Here is a 6,562-nt window from a genome sequence, read left to right as displayed (position 1 = left end):
TCGTCCGCACGCGGGGTTCGAGCTCACAGGGACTACCCGCCCTGCCCGCCCCATCTCGTGCCGACGCTGCCGCGTCCACCACAAGCCCGGCTCGCGAACATGACGACCACAAGATCGCCCCTCTTGATGAGCCGGGACGGCCGACACATACGCTAAAACCGAATTTCGGTAAAGTGGAATATTTTTGCGGGGAGGGGTTGACGAGGTGGCGGGTGTTTTGCCCGACGTGCTAACTCTGAGGGTGAGAGTCCGTAGGATGGGTAGAGCGAAGCGAAACCCATCATCGTGCAGCGACCATTGAAGCATGATGGGTTTTCGCAAGTGCTCTACCCACCCAACAGTCCGAGCTTCACGCGGCACCTCTCCCCAGCGCTGCCATCCTCTTTTCCACTGTGTGCTTCAAGTCACAGCAGAATCACCCGCCCTCGCCTACAAACGGGCCGCATGGCCGCAAACAAGGTAACGGCGGTACGCGTAAGGCTGCGGAGGCAATCAACAGCTAGGGACTTTTCGAGGCCGCCAGGGTGAAGAGCCCGGCAGCTTTTTTCTTCATTGCACCGCGGCACTTAGAACGTGGATGCCCGGGCCTTCGCCGCGCCGAAGGGGCTTCGGCCCCGCAGGCGGGACAAGCTCGGGCATGACGACCTTTCAACAGTCCAAATGCGGCCCTTCAATCGATCGCGCAGCTTACACCTATGAAGCGCCCGAGCCTCTCCGCGCCTCGCGTTCTTCCTCGATCTGCCGTTCCGCTTCGAACCAGAACTCCAGATCCTGACCGGCTGGCCGCCCGGCCTGCTCCCAGAGCTCATAGGCACGCGCGCGCACCTGACCGCGGCCCATCATGCGGCGGAGCTTTCGCTTCAGCTCGTCGGCAAAGCTTCGGAAGCGATGGCCGGTGGTCTCGTCCTTGACGAGCGCGGCCGCTCGCGTTGCGAGTTCGATCTGGTGCTCTATCTTCTTCTGCTCGTCCACCGCCGACACTGCCGTGGGAAAGGACTGTTTTCAGAGCCCGTGCTGTCAGACACTGAATTCCTTCCGGGATGGTCTGTTCCCTCGGCAACAGCGTGGGATGAGGAGCGTATAGGATCGATCGAACGAAGCGAAACCAATCGGGTCTAGTCGACGTCGAGGCGTGATGGGTTTCGCAAGGGCTCACCCCATCCTACGCACCATCACATCGCTAATGCCACGTCGTATCGGCTTCGACGATCACCACGCGTATCTCGGGATCTTCGGTCGTGTTGCAGGTGCAGGGCATGCCCTCGCCGCAGCGGCAGCCGCCGAGCTTCTCGCTCCAGGCCCGGAGCGGATGGTTTTCGCAGACCCATCCCAGACCCCGGCAGAATGGGCAGGTCTTGTTCATCACAGCGTATCCGGCGTCCGCAACGTGTTGGACTTGTCCTCGTTGCGCAGCTCCTGCTCGGCGGCCTGCCAGAACTCGTCCTCGCGGCCTTCGGGCTTGCCGGCCTGCTCCCACAGGCGATGCGCGCGTTCTCTGATCTCTTGCTCGGTCGGGTCGGACAATGGTGTCTCCTCGCGTGACGCACGGCCCACCCTGGGGGGCAGGAGGCTTGGAGGCGGGCCGTGCAGGCCAGCAATCGGCGGCGACTCTGGCCCGCCGATTCAAGCGTCGAGCGGGCGTGGGAGTTCCTAGTCGCACGTGCTCGTGGCCAAGCAGCGCACCAACGCAGCCTAGGCTCAAGCCATGCGCAAAAAAATTGGGAGTTGAAATTATTGGTAGCGGGAGAGGGACTCGAACCCCCGACCCCAGGATTATGATTCCCGTGCTCTAACCAGCTGAGCTACCCCGCCACAGGGCCCGCGGCGGCGAATAAGGCCGATCTCGCGAACGCGCGGCATATAAAGAAGGGGGCGGCGGGAAGTCAATCCGCGTTTGCGGAAAGGTTTGCAAGACAAGCTGTGAGGATGGAAAAGCGGGCGATTTTGGCGCCGGGTTCGCCCATTTCGGGGACCAGATGCGCGGAGAGTCCCTCTCACCCGGATCGCATCTATCGATGCGCTCCGGCCTCTCCCCGCAGGCGGGGAGAGGCGAAGAGCGCGAGAGGCGAGAAGCCGCCTCCGCCTACGCCAAGGCTTCGGCCCGACAAGCTATTTCGGCCGCACGTTCGGGTCGCCGCCGGGGCTGCCGGGGGGCGGGATGACCGGGGTGTTGCCCCCGGTATCGGGCGCCGGGGCGTGCATCTCGGGGTCGACGCCGGCGGGCGGGCAGAGCACGCCGTCGGACTTGGCCAATTTGTCGCCGAGCGGTTCCCGGGACTGGCCAGTGGTGGTGCCGTCCGACGAGCGGCCCGGCCGGTCCTGCGGCATGCAGTTGGCGGCATGTTGTGGGGATGGCGGCGCGGTCGCTTGCGGCGGCGTCGCCGGGGCGGGCGGGGCCTGCGCGATCGCTCCGCCGGAGGCGGCGATCAGGAGGCCAGCCAGGATGATGTTTGATGTCGTGCGCATGGGAGGGGAACGCGCGCGCGATGCCCCCTGTTCCCTGCCCGCACGATCACGATTTGCGGTAACGGATCAGCGAAAAGTGCCCCATCGGCGGCATCGGGCGCCGCTCGGCCAGCGTGATGCCGCCGTGCCTGGTCGCCCAGCCTTCGAGGCGGGCCCACGGGAATTCCGGACGCCAGCCGAGACGGCGGGCGACGGGCGCGAAAGCGAGCTCGAACAGTTTGCGCGGACCGCTCTCGGCGCCGATGTGGTTGACCAGGATCAGCTCGCCTCCGGGCTTGAGCACGCGCACGAACTCGTCGAGCGTGCCTTCGGGATCGGGCACAGCGGTGATGACATATTGCGCCACCACCGCATCGAAGAAGTCTTCCGGGAAGGCGAGGTTCTTCGCATCCATCACCGAGAGCACTTCGACATTGGACAGCCGAAGCGCGCGGACGCGCGCCTGCGCCTTGCGCAGCATCGGCTCGGAAATGTCGACGCCGCAGATCTTCGTGGTGCGCGAATAGTCCGACAGCGAGAGCCCGGTGCCGACTCCGACGTCGAGGACGCGGCCGCCGATGCGGTCGGCCTCGGCGATGGTCGACTGCCGGCCGGCGTCGAACACCTTGCCGAACACGAGATCATAGACGGGCGCCCAGCGGCCATAGGCCTTCTCGACCCCGGCCCGCGAGATGTCTGCTGCCATGCCCCCTGCCCTTACGCGAAACTTTCGAAAGAATTGATCATTGGTGAGATCGAAGCGAGCCCCGAAATTGGTCTAGCGCCTCTCCCACTTGCGGGAGAGGTCGACACGCTCGCAAGAGCGTGGCGGGTGAGGGTTCCTTCCTCTCGCGATATATCGCTAGCAGAGACCCCCCTCTCCCCGCCCCTCTCTCGCAAGCGGGAGAGGGGGCGCACCGTCGTTGCGGCAACAGTCGCGCTAAATCTCGACATCCTTAGCCGCGCACGGCTTCCGCGAGCGGACGCAATGTCGCGCTGCCCTGCTTCGCGGCGGCGCTCTGGATGAAGCCGCCGCCGAGCACGCGCGCCTGCCCGCTGGCTGCGTCGTAGAACACGCAGGCCTGGCCGGGCGAGACGCCCTCCTCGCCGGCGACGAGCTCGACCTCGTAATGACCATTGCCGCCGCGCAGCCAGGCCGGCTGCGGGCTGCGGGTCGAGCGCACGCGCACGAACAGTTCGAGGCCGCCGCCGATGGCGCGGTCGATGTCACCGTCGCCGATCCAGTTGACGTCGCGCAAGGAGATGCGGTGCATCTTGAGGGCATCGCGCGGGCCGACGACGACGCGGCGGGTCGCTGCCTCCAGCCGCACCACGTACAGCGGCGCGGATGCAGCGATGCCGAGGCCGCGGCGCTGGCCGACGGTGAAATTGGCGATGCCGTTGTGCCGGCCGAGCACCCGTCCGCCGAGATCGACGATCTCGCCGGGGTCCATCGCGTTCGGCCGCAGGCGCGTGATGATGTCGGTGTAGCGCCCGGTCGGCACGAAGCAGATGTCCTGGCTGTCGTGCTTGTCGGCGACGGACAGGCCAAAGCGCCGTGCGAGCTCGCGCGTCTCGGGCTTGGTCATGTCGCCGAGCGGGAAGCGCAGGAAGTCGAGCTGTGACTGCGTCGTCGCGAACAGGAAATAGCTCTGGTCGCGATCGGCGTCGGCCGCGCAGACCAGCGCGCGCGAGCCATCCTCGCGGCGGCGCGAGGCGACGTAATGGCCGGTGGCGAGCGCCTGGGCGCCGAGCTCGCGCGCGGTCTTCAGGAGGTCGCGGAACTTGACCGAGCGGTTGCACTCGATGCACGGCACCGGCGTTTCGCCGAGCGCGTAAGAGTCGGCGAAATTGTCGATGACGGACTCGCGAAAGCGATCCTCGTAGTCGAGCACGTAATGGGGAATGCCGAGCTTGGCGGCGACGTCGCGCGCGTCGTGGATGTCCTGGCCGGCGCAGCAGGCGCCCTTGCGATGCGTCGCCGCGCCATGGTCGTAGAGCTGCAGCGTGATGCCGACGACGTCGTAGCCCTCCGCCTTCAGAAGCGCAGCCGTCGTCGAGGAATCGACGCCGCCCGACATGGCAACGACGACCCTGGTGTCCTCAGGACGGCCTTCGAGATCCAGACTGTTGAGCATGGGCCTTTAAGAGTTGCGACGGCGGCGCGCGGCGATCCGCGATTTCTTGCTTCTCGCGGGACATCGGCGATCCCCGGGAACTTCAGTTCCCGAAAGTCACGATCGCCCGGTCGAAAGCGGCTGAAAGTAACCTCTTTAATATAGGCGGCATTCTGGTGAAGCAATCACGCGGGCGGCCAGCTTACGGCAATTCTTGCCGGGGAGGCAGAAATGGCGGGGTCGCGCGGGCCCGGCAGCGGTGGTTTCGAATTAATAAGATATTGATTTTGCTACATAAATGTTTGCGCGCTGATACTGGCCCGCTCCTTGCTCCCCTGATGCCGAAGATGTTTCCAAGAGGTCGCCTGTGGTCGGTCGTACGTCAGATGTCGCGGCAAGCGTGCAAGTTCCGAGCGCGCAGCAAAAGCCTGCCCGGTCGCAGAGCGCCAAAGAGGCGTCCGCGAACGACTCCTTCGGGTCGCTGGTCGACAGCAACACCCAGGCGATCGGCACCAATGCGGCCTCGCAAGCCCAGGACATTGCGCCGCGGCGGAGCGATTCGTCCTCCGCGGACAAGGGCCCGCGCGACACCTCGTCCACCGATCAACCCTCGCAGAGCAAGGCGAGCGACGGCACCGACGCATCCGCGCCCGCCAGGGACGACAAGGCGAGCGATACCACCACCGATCCAGCCAAGGACGCCGGCAAGGTCCAGGACAAGATCAAGGACAAGATCAAGGACAAGTCCGAGACATCCGACGCCAAATCGGCCGATAACTCCGAGAAGACCAAGGGCGACAAGACCGAGGCCACCGATGGACTCGCGGCCGCCGTCGATGCCGCGCCGACCGACGCAGCGCAGGCGGCCGTGCCGGATCCCAACGCGATCGTGGTTGCCGCACCTAGCGTCCCAACTGATCCGAACGCGGCGGCGAACCAGGCCGCCACCTCCTCGCCGCTGACGATCGCCGCCGCCGGCCTTGCCGCCAGCGCCTCGACCGCGGCGCAGATCGCCGGCACCAAGACCGACACCGCCACATCAGGCGACAAGAACGCCAAGACCGCCAGCGCCAAGGTCGATGCCGACACGTCGGCGACGCTGGCCGATGCCGCGACCGGAGCAACCGCCGAGGTTACGGCCGACGCCAAGCCGAACGGCGGACTGATCCCCGTCAATCCCGGCACGCCGAAGACCTCGTTCCAGGCCGTCGCCGCCGCCCAAGGACAGTCCGACGTCTCCAATATCGGCCAGGACACCGGCAAGGCGAACGCCGCCCCGACGCAAGCACCGGGCACTCCGACCGCCAACGCCGCCGCGCATCCGCAAGGCCCCAAGCCGCAGGCGGATGATGCAGCGACCGAGACGAAGCCCGGCGCCGCCGACCGTTCGCCCGACGCGATCCCGGCCGCACCGGCCGCCCAGGCCCATGCCAATGCGCAGGCCGCTTTCAACACCACTGATACGAGCGCGCAAACCGCCTCCGCCGTGCAGGCGCCGCTGACCCAAACGACCTCGACCGCATCCGCATCGACCGCGACGCTGACCGCGACCGCGGCCAGTGCGACGGCGGTGCCGATCAACGGCGTGCCGGTCGAGATCGCGGCCGCGATCCGCTCCGGCAAGTCCCGGTTCGACATCAGCCTCGATCCGGCCGAGCTCGGCCGCATCGACGTGCGCATCAATGTCGACCGCGCCGGCAACGTCACCTCGCATCTCACCGTGGAGAAGCCGGAGACGCTGCAGATGCTGCGCCAGGACGCGCCGCAATTGCAGCGCGCGCTCGACGATGCCGGCCTCAAGACCGGCAGCAACGGGCTGTCCTTCAGCCTGCGCGACCAGAATTCATCGGGCCATAACTCCGGCCAGAACAACGACAATGGCGGCAATGCCCGCCGGCTGATCATCAGCGAGGACGACACCGTCGCCGCCGCACCGGTCGGCCGCAGCTATGGCCGCACGTATGGGCCGAGCAGCGGCATCGACATCAGAGTGTAAGGAG

The 6,562-nt window shown here is 66.4% G+C and carries 7 protein-coding genes and 1 tRNA gene; 1 reads left to right on the top strand and 7 read right to left on the bottom strand.

Going from position 1 to position 6,562, the window contains the following annotated elements; all coding sequences use genetic code 11:
- Positions 1 to 693: 693 nt before the first annotated feature.
- The 7 genes from UNPA324_RS32720 to mnmA all read right to left on the bottom strand — a co-directional run bounded on the left by UNPA324_RS32720 (position 694) and on the right by mnmA (position 4,583).
- Positions 694 to 972 (bottom strand): DUF2934 domain-containing protein, encoded by a 279-nt coding sequence (locus UNPA324_RS32720; protein WP_128921430.1) that lies wholly within the window; start codon positions 970 to 972, stop codon positions 694 to 696.
- Between the two features lie 208 nt (positions 973 to 1,180).
- Positions 1,181 to 1,363, bottom strand: a complete 183-nt coding sequence (locus tag UNPA324_RS32715; protein WP_246667268.1) for a hypothetical protein — start codon at positions 1,361 to 1,363, stop codon at positions 1,181 to 1,183.
- Positions 1,363 to 1,524: a DUF2934 domain-containing protein gene (locus tag UNPA324_RS32710; protein ID WP_080672312.1), complete on the bottom strand. Its 162-nt coding sequence runs from the start codon at positions 1,522 to 1,524 to the stop codon at positions 1,363 to 1,365. The genes UNPA324_RS32715 and UNPA324_RS32710 overlap by 1 nt, the downstream gene beginning before the upstream one ends.
- A 211-nt stretch (positions 1,525 to 1,735) precedes the next feature.
- A tRNA-Met gene (locus tag UNPA324_RS32705) sits at positions 1,736 to 1,812 on the bottom strand.
- A 297-nt stretch (positions 1,813 to 2,109) separates the two neighbouring features.
- Complete coding sequence (locus UNPA324_RS32700) at positions 2,110 to 2,466, bottom strand: hypothetical protein (protein WP_128916342.1); 357 nt, start codon at positions 2,464 to 2,466, stop codon at positions 2,110 to 2,112.
- A 46-nt stretch (positions 2,467 to 2,512) separates the two neighbouring features.
- The gene (locus UNPA324_RS32695) at positions 2,513 to 3,151 is read right to left on the bottom strand and encodes a class I SAM-dependent methyltransferase (protein WP_141938139.1); all 639 of its coding nucleotides are present in this window, start codon (positions 3,149 to 3,151) and stop codon (positions 2,513 to 2,515) included.
- 250 nt (positions 3,152 to 3,401) lie between these two features.
- Positions 3,402 to 4,583, bottom strand: a complete 1,182-nt coding sequence (gene mnmA, locus UNPA324_RS32690) for a tRNA 2-thiouridine(34) synthase MnmA (RefSeq protein ID WP_141938137.1) — start codon at positions 4,581 to 4,583, stop codon at positions 3,402 to 3,404.
- Positions 4,584 to 4,929: 346 nt separating this feature from the next.
- Between mnmA and UNPA324_RS32685 the strand changes: the two genes are divergently transcribed.
- Entirely contained in the window at positions 4,930 to 6,558 is a 1,629-nt protein-coding gene (locus tag UNPA324_RS32685; RefSeq protein WP_141938135.1) for a flagellar hook-length control protein FliK, read from the top strand.
- Positions 6,559 to 6,562 lie beyond the last annotated feature (4 nt).

Source organism: Bradyrhizobium sp. UNPA324, from assembly GCF_006658635.1.
GTDB classification, from domain to species: domain Bacteria; phylum Pseudomonadota; class Alphaproteobacteria; order Rhizobiales; family Xanthobacteraceae; genus Bradyrhizobium; species Bradyrhizobium nanningense.
The sequence above is the reverse complement of the archived record's forward strand: the minus strand, read 5'-3'. Positions and strand labels throughout refer to the sequence as shown.